Origin of the sequence: Alteromonas sp. S167 (assembly GCF_036864375.1) — a bacterium.
GTDB lineage: Bacteria > Pseudomonadota > Gammaproteobacteria > Enterobacterales > Alteromonadaceae > Alteromonas.
The window spans coordinates 342,021-368,388 of sequence record NZ_JAZETR010000003.1 but is presented as its reverse complement, the minus strand read 5'-3'; the positions used below and the strand labels follow the sequence as shown (position 1 = coordinate 368,388).

Here is a 26,368-nt window from a genome sequence, read left to right as displayed (position 1 = left end):
TTATTGGTATATAACGCCCCTAACAGGCGTTTTTTCACCCTTTACACCTACATACTATGCCTTACAAATTGTATACTATCCCACCTTTATTTTTAGTCAGATAACTAACAAGCAGCGGATGTATGCAGAAATACGATATTAAAACCTTTCAAGGGTTGATCCTTGCGCTTCAAGATTATTGGGCGCGCCAAGGCTGCGTTATTATTCAGCCTCTGGATATGGAAGTAGGTGCAGGTACTTTTCACCCAATGACGTTCCTACGTTCTTTAGGCCCAGAGCCAATGAGTAGCGCCTATGTTCAACCATGCCGCCGACCTACAGACGGTCGTTACGGTGAAAACCCAAATCGCTTACAACATTACTATCAGTTTCAAGTAATGCTGAAGCCTTCTCCTGACAACATTCAGGAATTGTATTTGGGCTCTTTGAAAGAGTTAGGCTTCGATCCGCTAGTTCACGATATTCGCTTCGTTGAAGACAACTGGGAATCACCAACCCTTGGTGCTTGGGGTCTTGGTTGGGAAGTTTGGCTAAACGGCATGGAAGTAACACAATTTACTTACTTCCAACAGGTCGGTGGCATTGAGTGTAAGCCTGTTACTGGCGAAATCACCTATGGTTTAGAGCGCCTGGCGATGTACGTTCAAGGCGTAGACAGTATTTACGACTTAGTTTGGACAGACGGCCCAATGGGTAAAGTCACCTATCGTGATGTGTTCCATCAAAACGAAGTTGAACAGTCTACCTACAACTTTGAACACGCTAATGTTGAAGCGCTATTTAGAACCTTTGACGAGTGCGAAGCAGAAAGCCAAAAGTTGATTGAAAACAATCTTCCACTACCTGCGTACGAACAGGTTATGAAGGCCTCTCACGCTTTTAACTTACTTGATGCACGCCATGCAATATCGGTTACAGAGCGCCAGCGCTACATCCTTCGTGTAAGAACGCTTGCGAAGGCGTGTGCAGAAAGTTATTACCAAGCACGTGAAGCATTAGGCTTCCCACTATGTAACAAGGAGGCATAAGCGTGCGCACAGAAAATTGTTTAGTAGAATTAGGTACAGAAGAATTACCACCAAAAGCGCTTAAATCGCTGGGTGAAGCATTTGCTACTCAGTTCGAGGCAGCGCTTACTCAAGCTGATTTACAGTTCGACTCTGTAAACTGGTTTGCGGCACCTCGTCGTCTTGCCGTTTACGTCTCAGGTCTTGCTGAAGGACAAGCGGATAAAGTAGTTGAAAAACGCGGTCCAGCTGTGTCAGCAGCATTTGACGCAGACGGGAACCCCACTAAAGCAGCGCAAGGCTGGGCACGAGGAAACGGCATTGACGTTGCCGATGCTGAGCGCATGGTAACGGATAAAGGCGAATGGTTACTGCATAGAGCAAATGTACCAGGCCAGCCTGTTGCAGCACTACTTGAAAGCCTTATAAACCAAGCGGTAAGCAAGCTTCCTATTCCAAAGCCTATGCGCTGGGGTAACTACAACACGCAGTTTATTCGTCCGGTACATACACTGTGTGTACTTTATGGCAGTGAAGTAGTGAATGTTTCAGTACTTGGGCTCGCAAGTGGCCGAACTGTGCAAGGACACCGTTTCCACGGTGAAGCACGTTTTGAATTAGACCACGCCGATAACTATGCAGCAGCACTGGAAAAGCAGTATGTTTTAGCCGACTTCGAAGCGCGTAAGGACAAGGTTCGCCAACAACTAGAAGACGCAGCAAAGGCACTTTCGTTAACTCCAGATTACAACGAAGACCTGCTAGAAGAGATTGCTTCGTTAGTAGAATGGCCTGTTGTTCTTCAAGCAGGCTTCGATGAGGCTTTCCTTCAGGTGCCTAAAGAAGCATTGATCTATACCATGAAGGATGACCAGAAATACGTACCATTGCTAGATAGCGACGGCAGTCTTTCTAACACTTTCTTATTTGTTACCAATATTGAAAGCCGTGATCCTTCACAGGTAATCTCAGGTAATGAAAAAGTTATCCGCCCTCGCCTTGCTGATGCTGAATTCTTCTTTAACAGCGACAAGAAAGAAACCCTTGAAAGTCGCCTTGAAAGCTTAGAAACCGTTCTTTTCCAAAAGCAGCTAGGTACGCTTAAAGAGAAATCAGAACGTATTTCAGCACTCGCTGGTTTTATCGCTGCACAAATAGACGCTGACGACACACAAGCTTCACGAGCAGGTCTGCTAGCCAAAACAGATTTGATGTCGAACATGGTAATGGAGTTCCCTGACGTACAAGGCGTTATGGGTAAGTACTACGCATTAAATGACGGTGAAGACGAAGCGGTAGCCGTTGCGCTTTATGAGCAGTATATGCCTCGCTTTGCTGGCGATTCATTACCAAGTTCAGGTGTAAGTGCAGCAGTTGCCCTAGCCGACAAGCTAGATACCCTTGTAGGTATTTTCGGTATCGGTCAGCTGCCAAAAGGTGATAAAGATCCATTTGCACTACGTCGTGCGGCAATTGGTGTTCTGCGAATTATTACAGAACTATCGCTACCACTTGATTTAGATGTACTTGTAGCAAAAGCAGTAGATGTTTACGGTGATAAACTTACCAACACCGATACACAGCTTCAGGTAGTAGACTTTGTGTTAGGTCGCTTTACCGCACTGCTTCAAGATCAAGACGTTGCCATAGATGTTATTCAGGCAGTGGCGGCTAGACGCCCCACCAAGCCTGCTGACTATCTTGCGCGTGTTAACGCCGTAGCGCAGTTTAAAACGCTAGACGAAGCAGAAGCACTAGCCGCAGCCAATAAACGTGTGGCAAACATTCTAGCAAAGCAGAATGTAGATTTAGCTGGTGATGTTTCCATTGATGCATCGCTTCTTGCTGAAGATGCAGAAAAAGCGTTATTCAAAGCACTTGAGTCTGTTCAAGGTGAAGTGAACGCAGCGCTACCATCGCAAGACTATGCGCGTATTCTTACCGCACTTGCTACGTTACGAGACGTTATTGATACGTTCTTTGACAACGTAATGGTAATGGCGGAAGACGAAGCCGTTAAACGCAATAGACTTGCGTTATTGTTGCTTTTAAGGCAACTTTTCCTAACGACGGCAGACATTTCAATGCTTGCCAAGTCATAAGGCGATATTTTATTGATGGGCGATTAAGCTTACCAATAAGAAAGCCCAACGATTACGTTGGGCTTTTTTTTACACTGGAGTTGTTGTGAAAAAGTTAGTAAGTATTCTTTCACTTTGTTTTGTTTTAAGTGCCTGTTCAAGTAGCGGTAGCTTTAGCATTCCAGAACGTGCACCTGATATACCCCGTATTCAGTTTGAAAACATGTTTTTAAGAGGTGTTTTTAATTGGTGGGAAGCAGATCCAAGCTATCAGTTTCAAGCATCTAGCACTGGCTGGATTGTAGATGTTGAGTTAATTGCGGATGGTCAACCTTACGACTTTCGCTTATCTGATGCTAAGTGGACCCCTTCACAAAGCTGCGGTGGTAAATATAAAGGTCAGCCGGTGATGCTTGGCTCAACAGTATATTTAGTCTGTGAGCAGGGTTCATCAAACTTACAGTTTACCCCCTCGTCTACCGGTACTTATCGATTTACAGCAAGTCCTGCAAGTGCCGGCGAAGTTGCCCTCACCGTTACAAAACTATAGTTTATATTGACTACAACAAATAAAAAGGGATGCCATGACATCCCTTTTTATTTATGAGAGCTCTAGGTTTAGAGAGGAACTCCGGTGTATTAGAAGAACTCCATTTCGAATTCAACTAACGCCAATCCCGACTCGGTTTCATCAAAATAAAAATCGTATTTAGCATCATGTAAAAACACCTGCCAGTAGTTATCCAGGCCCATAACTTCATCGCCATACATTTGCATCACTTCGTCACCACTTTGACCTGAATAGTGCTTGGCGTACTGCCATTTTTGGTTTTTTTCTTCAAAATCAAACAAGCCTTCATAAACACTTAGCTTATTGAGTTCGTCATACTGAAACTGCAACACTAGGTTATTCTCATAGACCTGAATAATTGCACCGTCTTCGCTAAAAGCCTCGAAGCTTGGTGTGAACGTTATTAGTTCATCTAGCGCTATTGTTTCTCCTTGTGCTCGCCTGTCTTCAATGTACTCAATAACCTCTTTAGACTCTGTTACCGCGGCAAGTGAAAGCATGTTCTTCACATTGGATTGCGCTAGAGTATAGTTAAACCCTGTCACTACTAGCGCCCTGTCTCCGTTTATACTCCTAACTGTTAACAACGCATCTAACTGTTCGCCGTTGGGTCCAGTAAACCTGTAGATATTGTTTCCAACATATTGTCCGTTCAACTTCATCGCATCAATAGCAGCTTTACTCAGTTCATAACCTACTGAGTCTTGAATTTTCCACTGATTATCAAAGCGGTCGTCAAATGCGATTAAGTTTGTTAATGAACTTGAAACCCATTGGTTTTCATTTGAAACCTGATGTACTAAACCGTTCACAGTAACTATCCAAAGGTTTCTGCCGTAAGAAAATAAGGCAGTGTTTTCGCTTAGATTTAGTGTAGACGTTGGCGTTCCTAAAACATTCATCATTTCTTCAACTGATGAATTTAGCTTGATGCCAAAGGCTCCTTCACTTAATGAAATGGTATTATTTTTTAAGCTAGGCTGGTTTTTGTTTACATTGCGGTTTCGTGTAAGTGAAAACGAGATGACGTGCTCAATATCTACTGATGTTTTTTTATTATTGAAATTTGTTACCGTTTTGCGCTTCTCTTCGTCGGGAACAATTTCATACTTTGTTTGCGCAGCAGCATGAAATGAAAATAACGACAACATTAATAGTCCAAGCACCCCAAATCTAGACACAAACATAGACACCTGCGGGCCACTTCCATTTTTTATTTTCATCTAGTATTCCTTTTTTTATCTTGTTTCTATTTGTGTGTTAACACTGTATTGGCACTGTACATTGTTTTAATTGAATCAATTTCTTTCAGGTAAAGTTTTGCCTTGTCAGGTGCACGTAAAACACTGGAAAGACTGCGTTCAACATTAGCAATCGTCTTTCGAAGCGTGTAGTGTTCTACCTCATCCATCTGACCTAGAAATATCGCAATATGCTTTAGTGGCGCAATACAGCAGCTTTGAAGGTCTTCTTTGTATTGCACTGCCAGGTACTTAACCATGCCATTGCTAGTTGCATTACTCTGGCTACTCAAAGGTTGTAGCGGCATTTCATCTACGTCTTTTCTAAACGTTAGTGTCTTCGCCACCGATAATTGTAAAAGTTCTATCGCCTTTTGCCCGGCTTCGCTTTCTAGTTTCGACAGCCTGTTATGCAGTTGAATAAATGCTGGCGTGTTTATACCCACTATCTTCGCATCAATAAAAACTTGCTCTGCATGTAGTGCAATCTCACTTACATAAGTAATGTGGTTTAAATCATCAAGTAGGTCACCTGTAAGCTTGGTGTCGAGAATATCTGTGGCTTTTCGTAACAAGATAGCTTGTTCTTGCTTTGCTTTTGCAAAGCGAATCTGAGACTCAGTTAGCCCTTTCTCCTTTGAACATGCAAATAGAAGCGTGGTTAGAAAGGTAGTAAGGAATAGACGATACAAGTAACGCATAGAGGCACATCCTTTTGACTCGATGAATGCATAAAGCAGTTATTAACATCCTGTTAATATTCACTCTAGTATAGGGTTGATTAATTTACACGCTTTTTTTTGACTGAACCAAATGATTGATAGCACAGCAACCCATGTGTTCTAGTCGTTATTTTTTGCGTTTGCGAGTACAAAAAAAAGCGGCTTGTCTGTAAAACAAGCCGCTTTTCATTTCTCGATAATTAATTTATCTGGCGTCTACACGTCTAAGTTTTCTACTTTCAACGCGTTCGCTTCGATGAACTCTCTACGCGGCTCTACCTGGTCGCCCATTAGCGTTGTAAATAACTGGTCACAACCAATGGCATCTTCAATCGTTACCTGAAGCATACGACGGCTATCAGGATCCATTGTGGTTTCCCAAAGCTGGTCTGGGTTCATCTCACCTAACCCTTTATAGCGCTGTATGTACTGACCACGTTTCGCCTCGCCCATTAGCCATTCAAGTGCTGCCTTAAATGACTCAACAGGCTGCTTACGCTCACCACGCTGAATAAAGGCGTCAGCGCCCATCATGTCATTAATGGCAAGATTTAGCTCTTTCAAACGCTGATATTCATTAGATTCAATAAACTCATGGTTAATGATGTATTCATAATCAATACCGTGCATACGCATGATAATAGTGATGTAGTACTCACTAAGTTCTGAATCGTGACGAATCTCAAAGCGATAGGTTGCGCCATCGTTCTCGCGCTCTGTAAGCTGCTCTACGAAGTGAGTAGCTACGTTGGCAAGGGTTGCTTCATCTTTTAAGTCAGCAAGGTTCAGCGTAGGCGTATACAGCATTCTATAAAGAATAGAAGCAGGCATCATACGCTTCATACGCGCAATCATTTTCTCTACAGACTGGTATTGCTTAACTAGGTTTTCTAAGCCCACACCGCTAATGCCAGGGTCATCGCTGCTGGTGTGCAGTGAAGCACCATCGATTGCAATAGAGGTTAGATAGTTAGTAAGCGCATCATCGTCTTTCAAGTATTGCTCTTGCTTGCCTTTTTTCACTTTATAAAGCGGTGGCTGTGCAATATACACGTAACCACGCTCAATAATTTCAGGCATTTGACGGTAGAAGAATGTAAGTAGCAAAGTACGAATGTGAGAACCATCAACATCAGCATCGGTCATGATAATGATACTATGATAACGAAGTTTCTCAGGGTCATATTCGTCACGGCCTATGCCACAACCAAGCGCGGTGATGAGTGTTGCTACTTCCTGTGAAGAAAGCATCTTGTCGAAGCGCGCCTTCTCTACGTTAAGAATTTTACCTTTAAGTGGAAGAATTGCTTGGTTCTTACGGTTTCTACCCTGCTTCGCTGAACCGCCAGCAGAGTCACCCTCCACTATATATAGCTCACTTAGTGCCGGGTCTTTCTCTTGGCAGTCTGCAAGTTTGCCTGGTAGACCTGCTAAGTCTAACGCGCCTTTACGGCGTGTCATTTCACGAGCTTTACGCGCAGCTTCACGAGCGCGCGCAGCATCAATAATCTTACCTGCAATAATTTTACTTTCTGCTGGGTTTTCCAATAGGAAATCAGCAAGCTTTTCATTCATTGCCGATTCAACAGCAGGACGAACTTCAGAAGAAACAAGCTTGTCTTTGGTTTGCGAGCTAAATTTTGGATCTGGTACTTTTACTGAAATTACTGCTGTAAGACCTTCACGCGCGTCATCACCACTGGCGTTAGTTTTAGCTTTTTTGTTTAAGCCTTCCTTTTCCATGTAGTTATTTAATGTTCGCGTTAGTGCGCCACGGAAGCCCGCTAAGTGAGTACCACCGTCGCGCTGAGGAATGTTGTTAGTGAAACAGAATACATTTTCTTGGAAGCTATCGTTCCACTGCATTGCCACTTCTACTGCAATCCCATCTTCTTGCTCACTAGCAAAATGAAACACTTTTTGATGTACAGGTGTTTTCTTTTCATTTAAGTATTCTACAAACGCTTGAATACCACCTTCATACATAAAGTGGTCTTCTTTACCATCACGCTCATCTTTAAGACGGATAGAAACACCTGAGTTCAAAAATGAAAGTTCACGTAAACGCTTAGCTAGAATATCGTAGTGATAGAGCGTGTCAGTAAATGTGTCGGCACTCGGCCAGAAACGAATCATTGTTCCGGTCTTATCAGTATCACCTGTAACTGCTAGCGGAGCTTGCGGTACACCGTGATGATATTCTTGCTCGTGGGCTTTACCAGCACGGCGTATACGCAATTTCAATTTACTTGATAATGCGTTTACAACTGAAACACCTACGCCGTGAAGGCCACCTGACACTTTATAAGAGTTATCGTCGAACTTACCGCCGGCATGCAGAACCGTCATGATAACCTCTGCAGCTGACACGCCTTCTTCAGGGTGCAGCTCAGTAGGAATGCCACGTCCATCGTCAGACACAGATACCGAGCCATCGCTGTGGATTTGCACAACAATCTCAGAACAATGTCCAGCAAGCGCTTCATCGATTGAGTTATCGACAACCTCGAAAACCATGTGGTGCAATCCGGTACCATCATCTGTGTCACCGATATACATACCAGGACGTTTTCTTACGGCATCTAATCCTTTAAGTACTTTAATACTGGACGAGTCGTAGTTGTTCTCTGCTGACATACTAGCTTTTACTCCTCTTTCACGCTTCCATGTTCCACGTGAAACATTTTCTTTTCGTTATATTTTTCTATAAAGCCGAGTTGCGAAGATTCTATTGCAGTAACGAAAACCTGAGTATCCATTTCAAGCAACCCATCAATAAATTGTTCTCTTTTATCTGCGTCAAGCTCGGCACCTACATCGTCTAGTAAGAATATACTTTTGCGCTGTGTAGCCGAGTTGAACAACTTAGTTTGCGACATCTGTAACGCCGCCACTGCCATTCTAAGCTGCCCCCTAGATAAAAGCTCTTGGGCATTAACACCATTCACTTTAAGGCGTAAATCAGCCTTATGGGGCCCAGAAGAAGTATGTCCTATTTTACCATCATACTCGCGCTTTTTAACTAGGCTTTCTGATAAACAGACATCTTTTTCCCATCCTTTATAGTAACTCAATTCAACATCAAAGGTTGGAAGAAATTCATTTGCGTAATACTTAAAGACTGGTTTAAGTGATTCAACGTATTCCTGTCGCATTGTGGTTAAGGCTTCCCCTAACTCTGCGAATTGGTTTTCCCAATATTGATTCTCTGAGGCATCAAGATTTGCATGCTGCTTTAATAAGGCATTACGATGTTTTAGGAATTTAGCGTACTGATTAGAAAGAGATTGAAACTGATGTTTCACGTGAAACAATCCCCAATCGCAGAACCTTCTTCTTTCAGATGGAGAGCCAATTATTAAGTCTGTACTTTGTGGAGTAAAAAGTTGTATAGGTACTAAGCTAACTAAGTCGGATAACTTCTTAGACCTTTCTCCATTAATACTGCAGGTAAAGGAATCATTGCGGCTTCGCATAAAACCAAGCTTCAATGCTTCCCCTTCCTCGTCAGTACACGACGCGAATACGCTGAAATCATTTTTGTCGTGTTGAATTACCGACGTGTGTTTACTTGTTCGAAAAGACCGCCCAAAACCCAGATAATGTAATGCTTCAATAAGCGATGACTTACCACTACCGTTAACACCTCTGATTATAGTAAGCGACGTAGATGGTGAGAATGAGACAGAAGAGAGATTACGAAACTGAGTAATCTGTACGTTGTTCAGCTTCATGACAATATACTAAAAACAAAAGAGCGATGTTGCACCGTTGCATACATCGCTCTTTCTGATAAAAAATTAAAATACAAAATACGCTACAACACAATCGTGTAATGCACCTACAGGCGCATAGGCATAATAACGTATAGCGCTGAATCGTCAGCGTCATCTTCAATTAGCGCACTGGCATTAGAATCTGACAAACTTACTTTTACACTATCAGAGCCTAAAGAGTTAAGAACATCGATGAGATAGGCAACGTTAAAGCCTATTTCAAGATCATCACCCTGATATTGCACATCAACAATTTCTTCTGCTTCTTCTTGCTCAGGGTTGTTAGCGGTAATCTTTAGCTCGCCTGAAGAAAGATTCAAGCGAACGCCACGGAACTTTTCATTCGATAAGATAGCGGCACGAGAAAATGCGTCTTTCAATACTGCTTTACTTGCCACTATTTCTTTATCGCCGTTTTGCGGCAAAACACGTCGATAGTCGGGGAAGCGACCGTCTACTAGCTTAGACGTAAAAATAAAGTCGTTTGAGAAGATACGTAGGTGATTAGCACCAATTTGTACCTTTAAAGATTTATCATCTTCACTAATTAAACGCGAGATTTCCAACACACCTTTACGAGGAATGATTACCTGGCGAGCTGGAAGTGCTGTTTCATAGTTTAATCGGCATAGTGCTAGACGGTGACCATCTGTTGCAACTGTACGAATTACATTTTCTTCAGTTTCAAGCGACATACCGTTTAGGTAATAACGCACATCTTGTTGCGCCATTGAAAAGCTGGTTGAATCTATCAAGCGCTTTAAATCGCTGCATGTAAGCTCGAACTCAACTTCGCCTTCCCAATCTTCAAGATTAGGATAATCGTTCGCAGATAACGTAGAAAGCGTATAACGACCACGACCCGCACGAATTAACGCCTTACTTCCATCTAATGAAAAATGAATATCCGTACCTTCGGAAATGCCACGGATAATATCGAAAAGCTTTTTGGCAGGAACCGTTATTTCGCCCTCAGTGAATTCACCTTCTAGCTTTACGCTAGAGATAAGCTCAACCTCTAAATCTGTACCTGTAAGCCATAGTGCGTCTTCACTTACTTTGATAAGTACGTTAGACAGAATAGGCAAAGTGTGTCGGCGTTCAACCGCACCAGACACAAGTTGTAAAGGTTGCAAAAACTGTTCGCGGCTTATAGAAAATTTCATCGCAGTGCTATCTCGCCTCTAGGGTCGTTTGGTTAGGAAGATAAAGTCCTAATGAGGTTCTTATAGTCCTCTTTTATATCATGACTTTCTTCTCTTAGCTGCTCTATTTTTCGACAAGCGTGCAAAACCGTTGTGTGGTCGCGGCCACCAAACGCATTACCTAATTCAGGTAAGCTGTGGTTTGTTAGCTCCTTCGCTAATGCCATTGCAACCTGACGAGGTCTAGCAACGCTTCTACTTCTTCGTTTCGATAAAATATCAGCTACTTTAATCTTATAATAATCTGCTACCGTTTTCTGAATATTATCAACGGTTACCAACTTTTCTTGCAACGCTAGCAAATCACGAAGTGCTTCACGTACAAAATCGATGGTAATAGGCCGGCCAGTGAAATTCGCGTTTGCTATTACACGGTTTAACGCCCCTTCTAACTCACGAACATTTGAGCGAAGGCGTTTAGCAATAAAGAACGCTACTTCATTTGGTAAGTGAATGCGGTTTTCTGCTGCTTTACGCATAAGAATGGCAACACGTGTTTCAAGTTCTGGAGGCTCGATCGCGATGGTTAGCCCCCAGCCAAAACGTGACTTTAAGCGATCCTCAACACCGTCGATCTCTTTAGGATAACGATCTGACGTAAGAATGATCTGCTGATTACCTTCGAGCAGCGCATTAAACGTATGGAAAAACTCTTCTTGCGAGCGCTCTTTATTCGCAAAGAATTGAATATCATCAATAAGAAGCGCATCTACACTTCTATAGAAACGTTTGAAGTCTTCAATGGCGTTATTTTGAAGCGCTTTTACCATATCTTGAACAAAGCGTTCTGAGTGCATGTACACAATTTTAGCATCGCCATTGTTCGCAACAATGCCATTACCCACGGCATGCAATAAGTGCGTTTTACCTAAACCCGTACCACCATAAATAAACAGCGGGTTATATGAACCACCAGGGTTATTAGCAACTTGTGTTGCAGCTGCACGTGCTAGTTGGTTCGACTTACCTTCAACGAAATTGTCGAACTGATAAGTGGGGTTGATGTTACTTTTGTGCTTCATTGCTTCAGGAATAGGAATGACCTTCGGCGGCGTGGTCGTGCGCCCCTGATTATTCCCATACTGCTGGGTGTGATAGGCATTATTTTGCGCATTGCTTTGTTCAGCAAACGTGTCGCTGTTTAAAGACTGGTGACCAGAAGTCTGAATAGGTGCATTGTGCACAGGTGCATCATGAGACAGTGCACTAGTTGGCTGAGTATTATCCGCTTTTCTATCATCCCCCTTCTTCACATCACTAGTTATGTGACGAGCATTATCAGCACGAGCACTATCAACAGCGGTGTTAAAACCAGGCTGATTAAATTGTGATGGCTGTGATGAAGGAAGGCCCTGGCCTGACGCACCGGCGCTCAGTGGGCTATGACTTGAGACCTGCTGTGAAGGCACATTGCTTGGCGTGCGATTAACGCTTTGACGGCTCATCACTTCAAGTCGTAACTGGGGTGCATCGGCACCTGCAAACTCGCGCAGAAGCAACGTGATGTTGTTAAGGTATTTATCTCTTACCCAGTCAAGTACAAATCGATTAGGTGCATAGAGCGCAACAAAACCATCTTGTTCCTCACAAACAAGCGGTCGTATCCACATACTAAATTGCTGCGTTGGTAATTCTTGGCGCAGCCTTTCAAGGCATTGGTTCCATAGTGACATGGTACGTTGTTAGCTCCCGTAACTCGCTTGAAAAGCCAACAAGACGCCAATCTACTTTAATGAAGTAGATATAAGGAGGCAGAAAACGCGCTATGTATGAAAACAGCGTAGGGAATGTTGGGTAACTGCGAGATATTAGTTATCGTTGTATTCGCTGTGGATTATCTTACGTTATCAACAAAATGTAAATGGCGATCTTGGCTGATCTGAACGATCATTTTTTTATACCATTGAATTTATTGAAATTTAGTTTTAGATCAATACGCACTAACAAGCCAAGATATGCAAGCAAATTAGACTAATAAATCAGGTAGATCACCTTGCTTTTTTAGCTACCGTTATTGTTTTTCACAAATTACTGTGGATAACATCAGTGTTTTAGATGCGTTATTCACAGCTTCTTTCCAACCTTGTGAATTGATTTGATTAAAAAACAGCAAAATTTGTTCACTTATTCGTCCAAAAAGGCAGAATATCCATTGACAGCAGGCCCCGAGATCTCTAGAATTCAGCGTCCTTTTTCGATGGGCTTTTCTGGTGAAAACACCACAATGTTCTGGCAACAGTGCTTTGTGTTACCAAAAACGCCTATGTTTAACTAAATATAAGTGAGACTTTGGTCATGAAAAGAACATTTCAACCGAGCAATCTTAAGCGCAAGCGTTCTCACGGTTTTCGTGCTCGTATGGCGACTAAAAATGGTCGTAAAGTACTAGCAGCTCGCCGTGCAAAAGGCCGCGCTCGTCTTTCAGCTTAATTAGAAAGACGCCAAAGTGGGCGAGAATACGTTTTCTAGGGAGTTACGTCTGTTAACTCCCACCCACTTTACCTATGTGTTTGATAACGCAACCCCAGCAGTATCTCCCTCTTTTACTATCTTAGCTCGACACAATTCTCTTGCATCTCCACGTTTGGGCATAACGCTTGCCAAAAAACGTATTCGCAAAGCACACGACAGAAACCGTTTAAAACGATTAGTCAGAGAAAGTTTCAGGCATAAGCAGCATAACTTACCCAACGTTGATATCATCGTCATTGGTAAATCTGGTGCAGATAACCTTAGCAACCAAGAAGTTTTTGCAACATTGGATAAGCTATGGAAAAAGTTAAACAAGCGCTGCAACAAGTCCTAATTATTGTTCCTTTAATCTTCATTAAAGGTTACCAGTGGTTTATTTCACCGCTTTTAGGACAACGTTGTCGTTTCCATCCTTCTTGTTCTTGGTATGCTATAGACGCATTAAAAACACATGGATTGGTAAAAGGCGGTTGGTTATCTATTAAACGCATATTAAAATGCCACCCTTTGCATGCCGGTGGATACGATCCAGTACCGGAAAAACAACAAGATAAACACTCAAAATAAAGAGACCTCTATGGAATCGCAACGTAGTTTTCTGATAATTGGCCTCGCGCTAGTTAGCTTTTTGCTTTGGCAACAATGGCAAAAAGAATATGGGCCACAGCCTGTTACGCCTGTTGTGCAAGAACAGTCGCAAGAAGCACCTCAAGGTGTGCCGTCATTTAATGATACAAACAATGAAGATGTGCCGAGTGGCGACAGTATGCCTGCAGCACAACCTATGGCGTCTGCGACAAACACTCAGCGTATTATCGAAGTAAAAACCGATACACTGGATTTACGCATCGACCTTCTTGGTGGCGACGTAATCTCTGCTGACCTTTTAAAATTCCCAGTAGAGCAAGGCTCAGATATACCTTACAGCCTTTTGCGCTCAGGTAACGGTTTATACGTTGCACAAAGTGGTTTAATTGGTGCCCAAGGCCCAGATGCAAGTAGCAGCGGCCGTCCAGTTTACACTGCAGAAAATACGTTTTACGAAATGTCTGGCGATACGTTAGTGGTTCCACTTAACTGGAAAAACAATCAAGGCCTCTCTATTACCAAAACCTTCACGTTTAGCAAAGACCGTTACGACGTAAACGTAAGCTATACGGTGAATAATGGCAGCACAAACACAGCTACCGTTCAGCCATATGCACAGCTTAAACAAGTGATGCAGTTTGACGACGACAGCAACATGTTTATGCCGACATACCGTGGCGCAGCGTTCTCAACTGAAGATGACAAATATCAGAAGTACTCTTTTGATGAAATTGAAGATGAGAACCTGCGAGAAACCACCAAAGCAGGCTGGGTTGGGATGCTCGAACACTACTTCGTGTCTGCATGGGTTCCTTCACAAGAACAGACTAATACGGTTTATTCACGTAATTTGAAAAACCAGTATGCAGTTATTGGTGTGCTATCACCTTCAGAAAGCATTAATGCGGGTGAAACCAAAACTATTGCCTCTACGCTTTACATGGGTCCTAAAGACCAAGAAAAGCTAGCTAAAATTGCGCGCGGTTTAGACCTAACTGTAGATTACGGCATTTTGTGGTGGATCTCTCAATCGTTGTTCGCATTGCTTACTTTCCTACACAGCCTAGTGAACAACTGGGGTGTGGCCATCATTCTAATTACGGTTGTAGTTAAAGGTGCAATGTACTGGCTAACGAAGAAGCAGTACGAGTCAATGGCGCGCATGCGTAACCTTGCTCCTAAAATGCAGCAGCTAAAAGACCGTTTTGGTGATGACAGACAAAAAATGTCTCAAGCTATGATGGAGCTTTACCGCAAAGAAAAAGTAAACCCTATGGGCGGTTGCTTACCTTTGTTACTTCAAATGCCAATTTTCCTAGCGCTTTATTGGGTACTTATGGAAAGTGTCGAGCTACGTCACGCTGACTTCGCGCTTTGGATTACCGACTTATCGGTTAAAGATCCATACTTCGTGCTTCCAATTCTAACAGGCGCAAGTATGTATCTGCTGCAGAAACTGCAGCCAACTACCATTACCGACCCTATGCAGCAAAAAATTATGCAGTGGATGCCGGTAGCAATGAGTGTATTCTTCCTGTGGTTCCCTGCAGGACTAGTACTATACTGGCTAGTAAGTAACGTAATTACACTAATACAAGCCAAGATGATTTATGCTTCAATGGAGAAGCGGGGCATCAACGCAAAATAAGCGCTGATTACTTATTTTACAGCCCGCCTATGCGGGCTGTTTTGTCTTACGAGGATTATACCTGTGCCATCATTTGATATTGTTTCTGAAATCAACATGGAAGAAGTGCGTAACGCCACTGAAAACGCTAGCCGTGAATTGTCTACGCGTTTCGATTTTCGCGGAATAGACGCTAGTTTTGAATACAAAGACAAAACCGTTGTAATGAAAGCTGAAGCTGAATTCCAACTTCAACAAATGGAAAGTATGTTCCGTACTGCCATGTCTAAACGCAACGTAGATACATCATCAATGGATGTAAAACCCTATGACGCCCACGGCAAAACATACCGTCAAACTATTGCGTTTAAAGAGGGTATTGAACAACCTACTGCAAAGAAAATTGTGAAGCTTGTGAAAGACGCCAAAATTAAAGTGCAAACAGCAATACAAGGCGAAGAACTTCGCGTAACCGGTAAAAAGCGTGACGACCTTCAGCAAGTCATCTCTTTGGTAAAAGAGTCTAATTTAGGTCAACCGTTTCAATTTAAAAACTTCCGCGACTAACTATGGATTCACTCTCCCTTTCCACCGATACCATTACTGCACAAGCCACGGCACCAGGTCGTGGCGGTGTGGGCATTGTTCGCGTATCAGGCCCAAAAGCCAAAGCCATTGCCGAGGCACTAGTACCCTGCTCCCTTACACCACGATTAGCAACCTATACACCGTTTGTAGATAGCAATAATACGGTTATCGACCAAGGTATTGCGCTTTTTTTTAAAGGCCCAAATTCCTTTACCGGCGAAGACGTACTTGAACTACAAGGTCATGGTGGCCAAGTTGTTATGGATATGCTGATTGACGCGGTGTTATCTACAGGCCACGCCCGCTTGGCTAACCCGGGTGAGTTTAGTGAACAGGCTTTTCTTAACGACAAGCTAGACCTGGCGCAAGCTGAAGCCATTGCCGATTTAATTGATGCAAGCTCGCAACAGGCAGCGCGAAGCGCGCTACGTTCTTTGCAGGGAGAGTTTTCCACACAAATTCAAACGCTTTCCGACCAAATAATACATTTACGTATGTATGTTGAAGCAGCTATTGATTTCCCAGAAGAAGAAATAGACTTTCTTTCAGACGGAAAAGTGTCGGGTGACCTAAGCGAAATCATGCAAAGCTTGACCAAAGTACGTGAGCAAGCGAAACAAGGAACGCTTTTGCGCGAAGGTATGCAGGTGGTGATTGCAGGAAGACCTAATGCCGGTAAATCAAGCTTGCTGAATGCGCTTGCAGGCAGAGACAGCGCAATTGTAACCGACATAGCAGGCACCACACGAGATGTGCTGAAAGAGCATATTCACATTGACGGTATGCCGGTGCATATTATTGATACCGCAGGCTTACGAGAAAGCCCTGATAAAGTAGAGCAAATTGGTATTGAACGCGCATGGCAAGCCATAAACGAAGCCGACCATGTACTGTTTGTTGTCGACTCTACCGCAACCAGTGTCATTAACCCTTACGATATCTGGCCTGAATTTATGGACCGCTTGCCAAAAGGCATTCCGGTAACCGTAGTGCGCAACAAAGCCGATTTAAGTACATTAGATATTGGCCAAAGTAGTGTAAGTACACAGCACGGTGATATCTCGGTAATCAACTTATCAGCTAAGCAAGGAGACGGTGTCGATACGCTTAAAGCACACCTTGCTAAAACTATGGGCTTTGATACCACTACCGAAGGCCAGTTTATAGCAAGACGACGTCACATCGATGCGCTTGATCAAGCCTTTAATTTTGTAAGCACAGGCGAACAGCAGTTGCATGATGCCATGGCGGGTGAACTGTTAGCAGAAGAGTTACGTTTAGCGCATCAGGCGTTGTGTGAAATCACAGGTGAGTTCACCTCTGATGATCTACTTGGAAAGATTTTTTCCTCGTTTTGTATTGGTAAATAACAATAAGAAGTCGCATTTAATGAATAAGCATTTTGAGATTATCGTTGGCACCATGTTAGGTGCATCTGAATATGTTGCAGACGCCATTGCAGAAAGATTAGACGCTAACGGTCACACCCACACTATTCACACAGAGCCTAACCTTGATGATATCAAAACAGACTCACCATGGATTGTGTGTACATCTACACATGGTGCAGGAGAGCTACCTGACAATATCCAACCGTTTGCTCAGCAGCTTACACAAAGCGATTTATCCAGTGTTAACGCTTATGTTATTGGACTAGGTGACACCAGCTACGACACATTCTGTTTTGGCGCGAAAGAAATAAAAAAACACATTACTGAAAATGGCGGAAAGCTTGTTGCTGAGGCACTTTACATTGATGTGTTAGAACATCCAATTCCTGAAGATGCCGCGGTTGAATGGTTTGATGCCCAGTTGGCAGGCTAACTCGTTATGACAGATGCACTTACTCAAGCAGAAATTGCAGCACTACAATCACCATTATCAAATGAATGTCGCGTGTTGTATTTGCTTGGACTGCGCGTAGGCGCTAATAGTGCAACAACATCATCCTCCCCTATCGACTATAAGCAGCTGTTATCGCTGCTTAATGGTGACAACAAAGAGACGTCATTTCAGCGTGGCCGCCAAATTAACAGCCTGTTAAAGCAGCTTGAGCAAGTGGGTTTAGTCGCCATTCCGGTGAACCTTGACCTTGAGCACACCATTAATGGCCAAACGTTACTACTACCGTTAATGTCAGCGCCAGCATCAGATTTTGAACAGCTTCACCAACGACATAGCGCGATGTCCGGTTCTTGGCAGCCAAACAAAGCACTTTTTGAAGAAATGGCATCGTTACTGGGCATCATAGATAAAACTTATGATGATAACGATATAGGCGAATTTATTGCCTATTGGCTTGGCCGGCCAAGTTCAGTGTTCAGTGAGTTTCAATGGACCCAAAAATTTGCCAATAACATCAAGCGAAAAAGGCTAGCAGCGGGTTTTGGTTCAACACCAACAAAAGTGGTGGGATCACAACAAGTGAAAGTTGCAGCGGGCATTGAAGCAGATGATAATGCTAGAAAGCTGGTGGAAAAGTACGCCTCGTCAAAGAAGAGTTAAGCCATTATGGATCGTATAACAGACAAAATTGCAAATTTAGCAAAAGCACTTAAAAAGAACGTCGATCCCGGTGATGAATACATCGACTATAAAACGCTTCGTAAGCAATACGAAGCGAAAGCGAATGAAGAAGTATCGCAACTGCAGCAGCGCAGCAAGAAAGCGCGTGTAGAAGCTATTCATGGCCGTTCTGACCTAAACCCTAAATGGACCTTCGCTAATCTTGTTGAAGACAGCGACGATGTCATTGAAGCAGTATCTATTGCGCAATCTTTTATTGCAGCTCACGATGACCCTGCGTGGCGCCAGAGTGGCTCGCACATGATGCTGTTTTACGGTGATTACGGGCGCGGCAAGTCTCACATTGCAGGCGCTATTGCGCATCAGTTGATAGAACAATACGAGATTACGGTTTTGTATCGTCAGTTATCATCGTTACTAGAAATGCGAAACTTTTCTTACGACTTTGCAGCAACAGACAATGCTAGCCAGCGTTTTAGAGAAATACATCAGGAACTACTAGACGTAGATCTCCTTATTTTAGATGAAGTATGCGTTAACGAATCAGCACTTAAGAAAAATGCGCAAAGCTGGTTTGGTAATTTGTTACGACAGCGTTTGGTTAACAAGAAAAACTGTATTTTAATTACTAATCATAACCTTGCGGAACTTGAGAATGCGCTTGGTCGCTATTGTTTTGAATCTATCAAAGAATACGATACATACAAAGTACGCTTTCAAGGTCCTAGTCGTCGAGAAGGGCTAACCATTGAGCAAGAAGATATGCAAAGCTCTACTGCACAGCCCAGGTACCAGCCGAACCAAGTGCGTTAATTTCTTCAAAAAAACATGAGATAAAGGCGTCTGACTTGACGCCTTTCTTTCATTTGATTATTTTATGGCCATTCACTTCTTGGAGTTTGCGCCAACATGAACAACTAATACCTGCAGATCATACTTTTATCTTTTTTCGATCTACAGGGTTAGTAGGCGCACCATCAATGCCTCTTTTGTGCTTGTGTCTGTAATTACATAGCAATTACATATAATCGCCAGTCACTCGTGTACCGCCAATCGCTTTTTCATTATTCTTACACTGATTTGCATCAGCCTTAGGAACAGTATTTAAAGCCAGGCGATTTAAAGCTAAACGTTAAAAACTAGACCGAAAACGCTATACATATCACGCACAGCTGTCACAAAAAACGCCAAATAGGCTTTCACTGCGCTTGCCCCTGTCAAACGGGAGCAACCTATGCCTTTACTTTCTGCACACCAACTCACCTATGAACTTGATGACGGCCGCACGCTGTTTAAAAACCTTACCGTCAACCTAACCCACAAACGCACTGGCATTGTGGGCAAAAATGGTGCTGGGAAATCGCTACTTGCTGCTTTACTGTACGGCGATATTCTGCCCACACAAGGGCACGTGCAACGTGCACCTAACATCGGCTATTTCTCACAGATATCAGACCGTTTTTTACCATCTCAATCACAAACTATTGCTGAGCTTTTAAGTGTAAGTGATGTACTAAATGCGCTTGATAGAGTGGCTTTAGGACATTGCGAACCCGTACTTTTCGACGTCATTGGCGACAATTGGAACGCACACCATGATGTAGTAAGTAGGCTACGCGCTATTAACTTGCCTGACGACACTACCATGCCTGTAAGCAAACTAAGCGGTGGTGAATACAGCAAGCTAAAATTGCTGACGCTTTTTGAAAACAAACATGCACTATTAATTTTGGATGAACCATCGAACCACCTAGACCTACACGGTAAACAGTGGCTTGCAGATAAAATTAGCAAATATGAGGGTGCTGTAGTACTAGTAAGCCACGATCGAATGCTATTAAATGATATGGAAGAAATATGGGAAGTTGCTGATCAAACACTGCATATCTTCGGTGGAAACTATCACGCCTACATCGCGCAAAAAACTGCACAACATGACGCTTTGAAAAGAAAGTTTGGTGTATTGATGCAACAAACGAAACATTTAGAAAAACAGGCGCAACATAATTACGAAAAAGCACAGCGAAGAGCAAGCGCCGGCAACAAGCAACGCAAAGAAGGAAGCCAAGCAAAAGTTTTATTAGATAAAAAACGCGATAATGCTACAAAAGCCGCTTCAGCAAGAAGCAAAAACGAACGAACAAGAGCCGCACTAATCAATGAGCAAACACGCCAACTTTCAAAGCAATATTCAAGTTCTTCTCTTACCAACAAACCCTTACGGTTTTATTTGGACGCGCACAGTAATGGTACAACCCAAATAGTTAATAAGACGGCTTTTTCATGTGATAACGTTGTACTTAAATTTGGTTCTCAGAAACCGCTTTCTCTTGGTATAAATGCAAGCGAGAAGCTTCATGTAACTGGTACTAATGGCAGCGGAAAATCAACATTATTAAAAACCCTTTGCGGTAGCTTGCCACCGAAATATGGAAAGCTTTCTATAAACACGGTTACAGCATACCTCGACCAGCATTTTTGCTTACTTAACACTCAACAAACAGTTCTGGATTACCTCGTCGAGCAATGCCCTATCTTGTCAATAAGTCATGCTAGAACGCTGTTGGCCAGCGCAGGTCTTAGAAACGATATGGCTAATCAATCTGTAGAAACGTTAAGCGGCGGACAACAAATGGTATTGGCGATGCTGGTGGTAAGTAATCAAAGGCAGTGCCCTTTTTTATTACTAGATGAACCCGATAATCATCTTGATATCGACGCGAAGACAATACTTGCACGTGCAATAAAAGAATACAAAGGCGGTATTTTGTTAATCAGTCACGACACTGTTTTTATCGCTGACTGCGGAATAACCGACACTATTCATGTAAAAAAATGATGTTAACGCTGATAAGTGAAAAAAATTTTCCAAAAAATTACAGAATGTGATCGTTTGATAAAAACACGATCACGCGATCTAATCACAGGTTTTCGAAAAAATCTTCTCCACAACAAGATCGAGTTAGAAAGCTTATTCCTACAGGATCTTCTGATCACCATACATAATTAGCAAACATTTTATCCCCAACTGGATCACATCTTGATCACGCCTGTGGATAGGATCCTACAAACCACTGTGCATAAGCTTTGATCGAAAAAAGAATAACTTTTCGCAGAAATCAGGGTGTGGATAAAAAGGGGGTTTATACACAAGTTTGAAGGGGGGTTATGGATCGGTGTTTCCCAATGTTATTGATCGCGTAACTTGATGATCTTTATGCGCTTTGATCGGTTACCCACAGATCTTGATGATCCTAATAAAAGTAAAAATAAACAGATCTAAAAGAGATCTTAAGATCTTATTTCTCGATCACACTTTTCAACAAACCTCATTTGAGGAAAATTTAATCATTTTATTTGTCCAATAAGTCAGATAAAATACGCGCCCTTTTTTCAGCACAGTCTGATTAAAGTGTTTTAGTTTAAATCGAGTTTTGAATAGCTAAACACGCATCGGTTTTAAGTAAGTATTGGTTTTTCAGTGAGGTTATCCATGTTTTATGCTGAAGCATATGATGTCATAGTAGTAGGTGGTGGACATGCAGGTACAGAGGCTGCACTAGCGGCTGCGCGCATGGGGGCAAATACACTATTGCTTACTCACAATATTGAAACCATTGGGCAAATGTCTTGTAACCCAGCTATTGGTGGGATCGGTAAAGGGCATCTTGTTAAAGAGATCGATGCATTAGGTGGTGCAATGGCACTTGCCACCGATAAAGGTGGTATTCAGTTTAGAACACTTAACTCAAGCAAAGGTCCAGCCGTTCGCGCTACGCGAGCGCAAGCCGACAGAACACTTTATAAAAACGCGATTAAAGAAATTGTTGAAAACCAAGAAAATCTGACGTTATTCCAACAAAGCGTTGATGACATTATTGTTGAGAATGACCGTGTCTGCGGTGTTGTAACGCAAATGGGCTTGAAATTTAAGGCCAAAACCGTAGTACTAACGGTAGGAACATTCCTTGGTGGCACTATTCATATCGGTTTAGAGAATTACAAAGGCGGGCGTGCAGGCGATCCACCTTCTATCGCGCTTGCTGATAGACTTCGCGCATTGCCCTTCCGCGTTGACCGTTTAAAAACAGGAACACCAGCTCGATTAGATGCCCGTTCATTGGACTTTTCTGTGATGCAGCCACAGCCTGGAGATAATCCTACACCTGTGTTTTCTTTCATGGGGAACCGTGAAATGCATCCGACGCAAATCCCGTGCTACATCACGCATACGAATGAAAAGACGCATGACATTATACGCGGTGGTCTTGATCGCTCTCCTATGTTTACCGGTGTTATCGAGGGTATTGGCCCGCGTTACTGCCCCAGCATTGAAGATAAGATCACGCGTTTTGCTGATAAAACGTCGCACCAAATTTTTGTTGAGCCTGAAGGCCTTAATAGCATTGAGGTGTATCCAAACGGGATCTCTACAAGTTTGCCATTTGATGTGCAAATGAACTTAGTGCGTTCGATAAAAGGTTTTGAAAATGCGCACATAGTGCGTCCTGGGTATGCCATTGAGTATGATTTCTTTGATCCTCGCGATTTAAAACAAACGCTGGAAACAAAATTCATTGAAGGGTTGTTTTTTGCTGGGCAAATCAACGGTACTACGGGCTATGAAGAGGCTGGTGCTCAAGGTTTGGTGGCCGGTGCAAATGCAGCTCTACAAGTTCAGCAAAAAGATCCATTAATTCTTCGTCGCGACCAAGCGTATGTGGGCGTACTTATTGACGATTTGGCTACCATGGGAACCAAAGAGCCATATCGTATGTTTACAAGCCGTGCTGAATACCGCCTGTTACTACGTGAAGACAATGCCGACAGCCGCCTAACGGCAATGGGCCGTGAAATTGGCTTGGTTGATGATGCGCGTTGGGCCAAGTTCAACGACAAAATGGAAGCTGTAGAAAGTGAGCTTCAACGCTTACGAGGTCAATGGATACACCCAGACCACGCGGCGACGCCTGAACTTAACACCATGCTTAAAAATCCTGTTAGCCGCGAACATTCCCTTGAGGAATTAATTCGTCGTCCCGAAATGACATATTCGCAACTTATGGAAATTGAAAGTGTGGGGCCGGGATTAGAAGATCCGATCGCAGCAGAGCAAGTTGAAATTCAAATTAAGTATGCCGGATATATTGCGCGTCAAATGGACGAGATAGCCAAAACACAGCGCCATGAAAACACGTTGTTACCTGTTGATATGGACTTTAGCAAAATATCAGGCCTGTCGAATGAGGTCATTGCAAAGCTTACGGAAGCGCGACCTGAGACCATTGGCAAGGCATCTCGTATATCGGGAATAACGCCGGCCGCCATTTCTCTGCTTCTGGTTTACTTGAAAAAACACGGTATGTTGCGCAAGCAGGAAAAAATCAGTGCGTAAAACACGCACTTAACGCCGGCAACCATCACAAGCACTTAGCTTTTCCGAGATCTTAGCGTATCATTACAAATGATCTTGGAGAAGCCTGTATCCGCAAATCCAAATATTCGACAAGTAACTCTTGCAAGTGCGTCCGAACGCACAGAAATGCGTTAAATATCATCTAAAAAAGAAAGACTTATCAATGAGCATACAACAAGAATTGCACGCCATATTAACCTCGGGCCTTGATGCCTTATCACTCGAACTAAGTGACATACAGCAACAGCAGTTGGTTAACTACGTGGTAATGATTGATAAGTGGAATAAAGCGTACAACCTAACCTCGGTGCGCGATCCAAAGCAAATGATGGTAAAACATATTCTCGATTCTTTGGCCATTGTGCCGCACCTTTCTGGCGATAACATTATTGATGTTGGCACGGGTCCTGGACTTCCGGGAATGCCGCTAGCCATAGCATTTCCTGACAAATCGTTTACGCTTCTCGATTCATTAGGTAAACGCGTTCGATTTATGACACAGTGCGTGCACACATTGAAACTCACTAATGTAACCCCTGTACAGAGCCGTGTGGAAGAGCATCATGGCGAGCGCCCGTACGATATTGTACTTAGTCGCGCTTTCGCATCACTAAAAGATATGTTGCACTGGTGCGCGCATCTGGTAGATTCAGAAGGTCAGTTTTTGGCGCTTAAAGGTCAGTTTCCTCAAGATGAGATAGATGAAGTGAGTGATCACTTTCATGTGAGTAAAACGGAAAACCTCACTGTGCCAAATCTTGTAGGTGAAAGACATCTCGTTTGGCTGAAAAAGAAATAACAGGATCTAACGTGGCAAAGGTAATCGCAATCGCGAATCAAAAAGGTGGTGTTGGCAAAACGACGACTGCAGTGAATGTTGCAGCCTCAATGGCAGCAACTAAGCGCAAAGTATTGCTTATCGATCTTGACCCTCAGGGCAATGCAACGATGGGGAGCGGCGTAGACAAATATGATGTTGATGCAACCGCGTTCGAATTACTGATTGAAGAAAAGCCTATCAATGACGTTATTGTTAAAGCGACAAGCGGAAAATACGACCTTATTGCGGCAAACGGCGATGTAACCGCAGCTGAAATTAAGCTGATGGAAATGTTTGCCCGTGAAGTACGCCTTCGCAATGCGTTGAAGCCTGTGATGGATTACTACGATTTTATTTTTATCGACTGCCCTCCTTCGCTAAACCAACTTACCGTAAACGCACTTGCTGCAGCTGATTCTGTCATGGTGCCAATGCAGTGTGAATACTATGCACTGGAAGGGTTAACAGCACTGATGGACACCATTCAAAAATTGGCGTCAGTGGTGAATCCTGAATTGAAGATTGAAGGCGTATTGCGTACTATGTACGACCCGCGAAATCGACTAGCTAACGACGTTTCTGAACAATTGAAACGCCATTTTGGTGAGCAAGTTTATCGTACGGTTATCCCACGTAACGTGCGTCTTGCAGAAGCACCAAGTTTTGGTACGCCAGCGATGTACTACGACAAGTCATCAACAGGCGCTAAAGCGTACTTAGCATTGGCTGGCGAAATATTGCGTCGTCGGGATAAATCTTCGCCTGCACAGGCAAAAGCCAGTTAAATCTTAAAAAGCTGAAACATATCAGCACATGCCATAGAGGACACTATGTCAGCACGTAAAAGAGGCCTTGGTCGCGGCTTAGATGCGCTACTTGCAACCAGCCAATCATCAGCTCAACGCGAACAAGATAGCGCCGAGGTTGTACAAACCAACGGAGAGTTAAGCAAGCTTCCTATTGAGTTTTTAGTGCCGGGGAAATACCAACCTCGTAAAGACATGTCTCCCGAAGCGTTAGAAGAATTAGCGTCTTCCATTCGTGCGCAAGGCGTTATTCAGCCTATTGTGGTGCGAAAAGTCGATGAACATCGATTCGAAATTATTGCTGGTGAACGTCGCTGGCGTGCATCTCAGCTTGCGCAGTTAGATGAAGTACCATGCATCATTAAAAACGTGCCTGATGAAGCCGCTGTTGCTATCGCGCTAATTGAGAATATTCAGCGTGAAGATTTAAACGCAATGGAAGAAGCGCAGGCGTTAGACCGTTTAATGAACGAATTCGCGCTTACTCATCAAGAAGTTGCCGAAGCGGTTGGTAAGTCACGTACTACCGTAACGAACTTACTGCGCCTAAATAATCTCAATGAAGACGTTAAGCTTTTAGTGGAGCATGGCGACATTGAAATGGGCCACGCTCGTGCATTATTAGCCCTTGATGGCGAAACTCAATCTGACGCTGCACAAGTTGTGTCGGGTAAAGGGTTAACGGTACGCGACACTGAAAAGCTGGTGAAAAAGCTACTTGAGCCTGCAAAACCGAAGCCTGAGAAGAAAGTTGATCCTGATGTTGAAAACCTTATGACACGACTTTCAGAAAATTTAGGTGCACCAGTAAGCATTGATCACAATGCGAAAGGCAAAGGGAAGCTCACTATAAGCTTTAGTGATTTAGAACAATTAGATGGAATTATCTCTAAAATACAATAAGTTAAAAATTGAATTGCAG

23 protein-coding genes are annotated in these 26,368 nt (G+C 43.2%); 17 read left to right on the top strand and 6 right to left on the bottom strand.

What is annotated here, in order from left to right:
- The first annotated feature begins 122 nt into the window (after nt 1-122).
- The 3 genes from glyQ to V7R35_RS07615 all read left to right on the top strand — a co-directional run bounded on the left by glyQ (nt 123) and on the right by V7R35_RS07615 (nt 3,638).
- Nucleotides 123-1,028, top strand: coding sequence for a glycine--tRNA ligase subunit alpha (glyQ, locus tag V7R35_RS07625; RefSeq protein ID WP_334014135.1), 906 nt, complete (start codon nt 123-125; stop codon nt 1,026-1,028).
- A 2-nt stretch (nt 1,029-1,030) separates the two neighbouring features.
- Nucleotides 1,031-3,109 (top strand): glycine--tRNA ligase subunit beta, encoded by a 2,079-nt coding sequence (glyS, locus tag V7R35_RS07620; protein ID WP_334014134.1) that lies wholly within the window; start codon nt 1,031-1,033, stop codon nt 3,107-3,109.
- Between the two features lie 85 nt (nt 3,110-3,194).
- Entirely contained in the window at nt 3,195-3,638 is a 444-nt protein-coding gene (locus V7R35_RS07615; RefSeq protein WP_334014133.1) for a hypothetical protein, read from the top strand.
- Nucleotides 3,639-3,727: 89 nt separating this feature from the next.
- Here V7R35_RS07615 and V7R35_RS07610 read toward each other — a convergent pair whose 3' ends face one another.
- The 6 genes from V7R35_RS07610 to dnaA all read right to left on the bottom strand — a co-directional run bounded on the left by V7R35_RS07610 (nt 3,728) and on the right by dnaA (nt 12,276).
- Nucleotides 3,728-4,882, bottom strand: coding sequence for a hypothetical protein (locus tag V7R35_RS07610; protein WP_334014132.1), 1,155 nt, complete (start codon nt 4,880-4,882; stop codon nt 3,728-3,730).
- A 26-nt stretch (nt 4,883-4,908) separates the two neighbouring features.
- On the bottom strand, nt 4,909-5,601 hold the full coding sequence (locus V7R35_RS07605; protein ID WP_334014131.1) for a hypothetical protein: 693 nt from the start codon (nt 5,599-5,601) through the stop codon (nt 4,909-4,911).
- A gap of 237 nt (nt 5,602-5,838) precedes the next feature.
- Nucleotides 5,839-8,259, bottom strand: coding sequence for a DNA topoisomerase (ATP-hydrolyzing) subunit B (gyrB, locus tag V7R35_RS07600; RefSeq protein ID WP_334014130.1), 2,421 nt, complete (start codon nt 8,257-8,259; stop codon nt 5,839-5,841).
- An 8-nt stretch (nt 8,260-8,267) separates the two neighbouring features.
- Nucleotides 8,268-9,356 carry a DNA replication/repair protein RecF gene (gene recF / locus V7R35_RS07595; RefSeq protein WP_334014129.1) on the bottom strand — a complete coding sequence of 363 codons (1,089 nt, stop codon included), beginning with the start codon at nt 9,354-9,356 and terminating at the stop codon, nt 8,268-8,270.
- A gap of 107 nt (nt 9,357-9,463) precedes the next feature.
- Entirely contained in the window at nt 9,464-10,564 is a 1,101-nt protein-coding gene (gene dnaN, locus V7R35_RS07590; RefSeq protein ID WP_334014128.1) for a DNA polymerase III subunit beta, read from the bottom strand.
- 32 nt (nt 10,565-10,596) lie between these two features.
- Nucleotides 10,597-12,276, bottom strand: coding sequence for a chromosomal replication initiator protein DnaA (gene dnaA, locus V7R35_RS07585; RefSeq protein ID WP_334014127.1), 1,680 nt, complete (start codon nt 12,274-12,276; stop codon nt 10,597-10,599).
- A gap of 622 nt (nt 12,277-12,898) precedes the next feature.
- Here dnaA and rpmH point away from each other — a divergent pair.
- The 14 genes from rpmH (at nt 12,899) to V7R35_RS07515 (ending at nt 26,349) form a co-directional block, all read left to right on the top strand.
- Entirely contained in the window at nt 12,899-13,033 is a 135-nt protein-coding gene (gene rpmH / locus V7R35_RS07580) for a 50S ribosomal protein L34 (protein WP_014290886.1), read from the top strand.
- Between the two features lie 16 nt (nt 13,034-13,049).
- Nucleotides 13,050-13,409 carry a ribonuclease P protein component gene (gene rnpA, locus V7R35_RS07575; protein ID WP_334014126.1) on the top strand — a complete coding sequence of 120 codons (360 nt, stop codon included), beginning with the start codon at nt 13,050-13,052 and terminating at the stop codon, nt 13,407-13,409.
- Nucleotides 13,373-13,642 (top strand): membrane protein insertion efficiency factor YidD, encoded by a 270-nt coding sequence (gene yidD, locus V7R35_RS07570; RefSeq protein ID WP_334014125.1) that lies wholly within the window; start codon nt 13,373-13,375, stop codon nt 13,640-13,642. The genes rnpA and yidD overlap by 37 nt, the downstream gene beginning before the upstream one ends.
- Before the next feature lie 10 nt (nt 13,643-13,652).
- The gene (gene yidC, locus V7R35_RS07565; protein ID WP_334014124.1) at nt 13,653-15,311 is read left to right on the top strand and encodes a membrane protein insertase YidC; all 1,659 of its coding nucleotides are present in this window, start codon (nt 13,653-13,655) and stop codon (nt 15,309-15,311) included.
- Between the two features lie 63 nt (nt 15,312-15,374).
- Nucleotides 15,375-15,857 (top strand): YajQ family cyclic di-GMP-binding protein, encoded by a 483-nt coding sequence (locus V7R35_RS07560; protein WP_334014123.1) that lies wholly within the window; start codon nt 15,375-15,377, stop codon nt 15,855-15,857.
- 2 nt (nt 15,858-15,859) lie between these two features.
- Nucleotides 15,860-17,248 carry a tRNA uridine-5-carboxymethylaminomethyl(34) synthesis GTPase MnmE gene (mnmE, locus tag V7R35_RS07555; RefSeq protein ID WP_334014122.1) on the top strand — a complete coding sequence of 463 codons (1,389 nt, stop codon included), beginning with the start codon at nt 15,860-15,862 and terminating at the stop codon, nt 17,246-17,248.
- Between the two features lie 19 nt (nt 17,249-17,267).
- On the top strand, nt 17,268-17,702 hold the full coding sequence (mioC, locus tag V7R35_RS07550) for an FMN-binding protein MioC (RefSeq protein WP_334014121.1): 435 nt from the start codon (nt 17,268-17,270) through the stop codon (nt 17,700-17,702).
- Between the two features lie 6 nt (nt 17,703-17,708).
- The gene (locus V7R35_RS07545; protein WP_334014120.1) at nt 17,709-18,383 is read left to right on the top strand and encodes a DnaT-like ssDNA-binding domain-containing protein; all 675 of its coding nucleotides are present in this window, start codon (nt 17,709-17,711) and stop codon (nt 18,381-18,383) included.
- Between the two features lie 6 nt (nt 18,384-18,389).
- Entirely contained in the window at nt 18,390-19,217 is an 828-nt protein-coding gene (locus V7R35_RS07540) for a DnaA ATPase domain-containing protein (protein ID WP_334014119.1), read from the top strand.
- 421 nt (nt 19,218-19,638) lie between these two features.
- The gene (locus tag V7R35_RS07535) at nt 19,639-21,243 is read left to right on the top strand and encodes an ATP-binding cassette domain-containing protein (RefSeq protein ID WP_334014118.1); all 1,605 of its coding nucleotides are present in this window, start codon (nt 19,639-19,641) and stop codon (nt 21,241-21,243) included.
- A gap of 654 nt (nt 21,244-21,897) precedes the next feature.
- Complete coding sequence (gene mnmG / locus V7R35_RS07530; RefSeq protein WP_334014117.1) at nt 21,898-23,799, top strand: tRNA uridine-5-carboxymethylaminomethyl(34) synthesis enzyme MnmG; 1,902 nt, start codon at nt 21,898-21,900, stop codon at nt 23,797-23,799.
- 184 nt (nt 23,800-23,983) lie between these two features.
- Entirely contained in the window at nt 23,984-24,619 is a 636-nt protein-coding gene (gene rsmG, locus V7R35_RS07525; RefSeq protein ID WP_334014115.1) for a 16S rRNA (guanine(527)-N(7))-methyltransferase RsmG, read from the top strand.
- 11 nt (nt 24,620-24,630) lie between these two features.
- Nucleotides 24,631-25,425 carry a ParA family protein gene (locus V7R35_RS07520; protein ID WP_334014114.1) on the top strand — a complete coding sequence of 265 codons (795 nt, stop codon included), beginning with the start codon at nt 24,631-24,633 and terminating at the stop codon, nt 25,423-25,425.
- Between the two features lie 45 nt (nt 25,426-25,470).
- On the top strand, nt 25,471-26,349 hold the full coding sequence (locus tag V7R35_RS07515) for a ParB/RepB/Spo0J family partition protein (protein WP_334014113.1): 879 nt from the start codon (nt 25,471-25,473) through the stop codon (nt 26,347-26,349).
- The last annotated feature ends 19 nt before the right edge of the window (nt 26,350-26,368 follow it).

Excerpts from the sequence above, each read along its gene's own strand:
- V7R35_RS07515 (WP_334014113.1), top strand. The coding sequence starts at position 25,471 with ATGTCAGCACGTAAAAGAGGCCTTGGTCGCGGCTTAGATGCGCTACTT.
- V7R35_RS07540 (WP_334014119.1), top strand. The coding sequence starts at position 18,390 with ATGGATCGTATAACAGACAAAATTGCAAATTTAGCAAAAGCACTTAAA.
- mnmE (WP_334014122.1), top strand. The coding sequence starts at position 15,860 with ATGGATTCACTCTCCCTTTCCACCGATACCATTACTGCACAAGCCACG.
- recF (WP_334014129.1), bottom strand. The coding sequence starts at position 9,356 with ATGAAGCTGAACAACGTACAGATTACTCAGTTTCGTAATCTCTCTTCT.
- mioC (WP_334014121.1), top strand. The coding sequence starts at position 17,268 with ATGAATAAGCATTTTGAGATTATCGTTGGCACCATGTTAGGTGCATCT.
- V7R35_RS07545 (WP_334014120.1), top strand. The coding sequence starts at position 17,709 with ATGACAGATGCACTTACTCAAGCAGAAATTGCAGCACTACAATCACCA.
- rpmH (WP_014290886.1), top strand. The coding sequence starts at position 12,899 with ATGAAAAGAACATTTCAACCGAGCAATCTTAAGCGCAAGCGTTCTCAC.
- V7R35_RS07605 (WP_334014131.1), bottom strand. The coding sequence starts at position 5,601 with ATGCGTTACTTGTATCGTCTATTCCTTACTACCTTTCTAACCACGCTT.
- V7R35_RS07535 (WP_334014118.1), top strand. The coding sequence starts at position 19,639 with ATGCCTTTACTTTCTGCACACCAACTCACCTATGAACTTGATGACGGC.
- rsmG (WP_334014115.1), top strand. The coding sequence starts at position 23,984 with ATGAGCATACAACAAGAATTGCACGCCATATTAACCTCGGGCCTTGAT.
- dnaA (WP_334014127.1), bottom strand. The coding sequence starts at position 12,276 with ATGTCACTATGGAACCAATGCCTTGAAAGGCTGCGCCAAGAATTACCA.
- gyrB (WP_334014130.1), bottom strand. The coding sequence starts at position 8,259 with ATGTCAGCAGAGAACAACTACGACTCGTCCAGTATTAAAGTACTTAAA.
- dnaN (WP_334014128.1), bottom strand. The coding sequence starts at position 10,564 with ATGAAATTTTCTATAAGCCGCGAACAGTTTTTGCAACCTTTACAACTT.
- glyQ (WP_334014135.1), top strand. The coding sequence starts at position 123 with ATGCAGAAATACGATATTAAAACCTTTCAAGGGTTGATCCTTGCGCTT.
- yidD (WP_334014125.1), top strand. The coding sequence starts at position 13,373 with ATGGAAAAAGTTAAACAAGCGCTGCAACAAGTCCTAATTATTGTTCCT.
- V7R35_RS07610 (WP_334014132.1), bottom strand. The coding sequence starts at position 4,882 with ATGAAAATAAAAAATGGAAGTGGCCCGCAGGTGTCTATGTTTGTGTCT.
- mnmG (WP_334014117.1), top strand. The coding sequence starts at position 21,898 with ATGTTTTATGCTGAAGCATATGATGTCATAGTAGTAGGTGGTGGACAT.
- yidC (WP_334014124.1), top strand. The coding sequence starts at position 13,653 with ATGGAATCGCAACGTAGTTTTCTGATAATTGGCCTCGCGCTAGTTAGC.